The 3110-nt window shown below is 54.3% G+C and carries 2 rRNA genes (1 of these 2 running past the window's edge); both read right to left on the reverse strand.

Annotated elements, in window-relative coordinates:
- Positions 1–8: 8 nt before the first annotated feature.
- Positions 9–125, reverse strand: a 5S ribosomal RNA gene (gene rrf / locus ACIPYT_RS16990).
- A gap of 106 nt (positions 126–231) precedes the next feature.
- Positions 232–3110, reverse strand: a 23S ribosomal RNA gene (locus tag ACIPYT_RS16995); it runs 324 nt beyond the window's last position.

The raw sequence follows: 3110 nt of genomic DNA on the forward strand, positions 1-3110 counted from the left end.
TAAAAGGAGTCCGGCGGTGTCCTACTCTCCCACAGGGTCCCCCCTGCAGTACCATCGGCGCTGTGAGGCTTAGCTTCCGGGTTCGGAATGTAACCGGGCGTTTCCCTCACGCTATGGCCGCCGAAACACTATTGATGTTTCAATCGTTGCATAACGACAAAGTCATTGTTATGCGGTTCTCGACCGTACATCGAGAACCACTCAGTGGACGCAAGCACCAACAAACGGTGTGTTATCAAGTCATCGGCTTATTAGTACCAGTCAGCTGCACACGTTACCGTGCTTCCACATCTGGCCTATCAACCCAGTAGTCTGGCTGGGAGCCTCTCACCCGAAGGTATGGAAGTCTCATCTTGAGGCCGGCTTCCCGCTTAGATGCTTTCAGCGGTTATCCATCCCGAACGTAGCTAATCAGCGGTGCTCCTGGCGGAACAACTGACACACCAGAGGTTCGTCCAACCCGGTCCTCTCGTACTAGGGTCAGATCCTCTCAAACTTCCTACGCGCGCAGCGGATAGGGACCGAACTGTCTCACGACGTTCTAAACCCAGCTCGCGTACCGCTTTAATGGGCGAACAGCCCAACCCTTGGGACCTACTCCAGCCCCAGGATGCGACGAGCCGACATCGAGGTGCCAAACCATGCCGTCGATATGGACTCTTGGGCAAGATCAGCCTGTTATCCCCGAGGTACCTTTTATCCGTTGAGCGACAGCGCTTCCACAAGCCACTGCCGGATCACTAGTCCCGACTTTCGTCCCTGCTCGACCTGTCAGTCTCACAGTCAAGCTCCCTTGTGCACTTACACTCGACACCTGATTACCAACCAGGTTGAGGGAACCTTTGGGCGCCTCCGTTACTTTTTGGGAGGCAACCGCCCCAGTTAAACTACCCACCAGGCACTGTCCCTGAACCGGATTACGGTTCGAAGTTAGATATCCAGAGTGACCAGAGTGGTATTTCAACAATGACTCCACATGAACTGGCGTCCATGCTTCACAGTCTCCCACCTATCCTACACAAGCCACACCGAACACCAATACCAAGCTGTAGTAAAGGTCACGGGGTCTTTCCGTCCTGCTGCGCGTAACGAGCATCTTTACTCGTAATGCAATTTCGCCGAGTTCGCGGTTGAGACAGTTGGGAAGTCGTTACGCCATTCGTGCAGGTCGGAACTTACCCGACAAGGAATTTCGCTACCTTAGGATGGTTATAGTTACCACCGCCGTTTACTGGGGCTTAAATTCTCAGCTTCGCCTTGCGGCTAACCGGTCCTCTTAACCTTCCAGCACCGGGCAGGCGTCAGTCCGTATACATCGTCTTGCGACTTGGCACGGACCTGTGTTTTTAGTAAACAGTCGCTACCCACTAGTCTCTGCGGCCACCACACCCTTTTCGGAGCAAGTCCGTATAAGTGGATGGCCCCCCTTCTCCCGAAGTTACGGGGGCATTTTGCCGAGTTCCTTAACCACGATTCTCTCGATCTCCTTGGTATTCTCTACCTGACCACCTGAGTCGGTTTGGGGTACGGGCAGCTAGAACCTCGCGTCGATGCTTTTCTCGGCAGCATAGGATCATCCACTTTTTATCCGCATCGTGTCTCAGCCTGAATGAGTCACGGATTTGCCTATGACTCGGCCTACGCACTTGCACCAGGACAACCATCGCCTGGCTTGGACTACCTTCCTGCGTCACACCTGTTAATACGCTAACCGCACCAGCATGGGGTCACGTGCTCCACCACCCGATGAATCCCGAAGGATCCGGTGAGCGGCTTCGGACGTTTAGCACCACTGGATTAGCTTGGGCGGTTCTTCGCCGGTACGGGAATATCAACCCGTTGTCCATCGACTACGCCTGTCGGCCTCGCCTTAGGTCCCGACTTACCCAGGGAAGATTAGCTTGACCCTGGAACCCTTGGTCTTTCGGAGGACGTGTTTCTCACACGTCTTTCGCTACTCATGCCTGCATTCTCACTCGTGTAGCCTCCACGGCTGGTTTCCACCGCCGCTTCGCTGGCCACACGACGCTCTCCTACCCATCAACACGGCTGGACCACGAAGGCCTACCAATAATGTCAATGCCACAACTTCGGTGGCGTGCTTGAGCCCCGTTACATTGTCGGCGCGGAATCACTTGACCAGTGAGCTATTACGCACTCTTTCAAGGGTGGCTGCTTCTAAGCCAACCTCCTGGTTGTCACAGCAACTCCACATCCTTTCCCACTTAGCACGCGCTTTGGGACCTTAGTTGGTGGTCTGGGTTGTTTCCCTCTCGACTATGAAGCTTATCCCCCACAGTCTCACTGCTGCGCTCTCACTTACCGGCATTCGGAGTTTGGCTGACGTCAGTAACCTTGTAGGGCCCATCGGCCATCCAGTAGCTCTACCTCCGGCAAGAAACACGCAACGCTGCACCTAAATGCATTTCGGAGAGAACCAGCTATCACGAAGTTTGATTGGCCTTTCACCCCTATCCACAGCTCATCCCCTCAGTTTTCAACCTAAGTGGGTTCGGTCCTCCACACGCTCTTACACGTGCTTCAACCTGGCCATGGATAGATCACTTCGCTTCGGGTCTAGGACATGCGACTGAATCGCCCTATTCAGACTCGCTTTCGCTACGGCTACCCCACACGGGTTAACCTCGCCACATATCGCTAACTCGCAGGCTCATTCTTCAAAAGGCACGCTGTCACACCTACCAGGGGTGCTCCAACGGTTTGTAAGCAAACGGTTTCAGGTACTATTTCACTCCCCTCCCGGGGTACTTTTCACCTTTCCCTCACGGTACTTGTCCGCTATCGGTCATCTGGGAGTATTTAGGCTTATCAGGTGGTCCTGACAGATTCACACGGGATTTCACGGGCCCCGTGCTACTTGGGATACTCTTCGCGCCAAGCAAAGCATTTCGACTACGGGGTTGGCACCCTCTATGACCGGCCTTTCAAGACCGTTCGTCTATACCTTCTTGTAACGCCGCCATCTCGGCAGAAATGACTGAAAAGTCCCACAACCCCGAACATGCAACGCCTGCCGGCTATCACACACGCTCGGTTTAGCCTGATCCGGTTTCGCTCGCCACTACTAACGGAATCGCGGTTGCTTTTTC

It is taken from the genome of Microbacterium sp. NPDC089695, assembly GCF_044749085.1.
Taxonomy (GTDB): Bacteria; Actinomycetota; Actinomycetes; order Actinomycetales; family Microbacteriaceae; genus Microbacterium.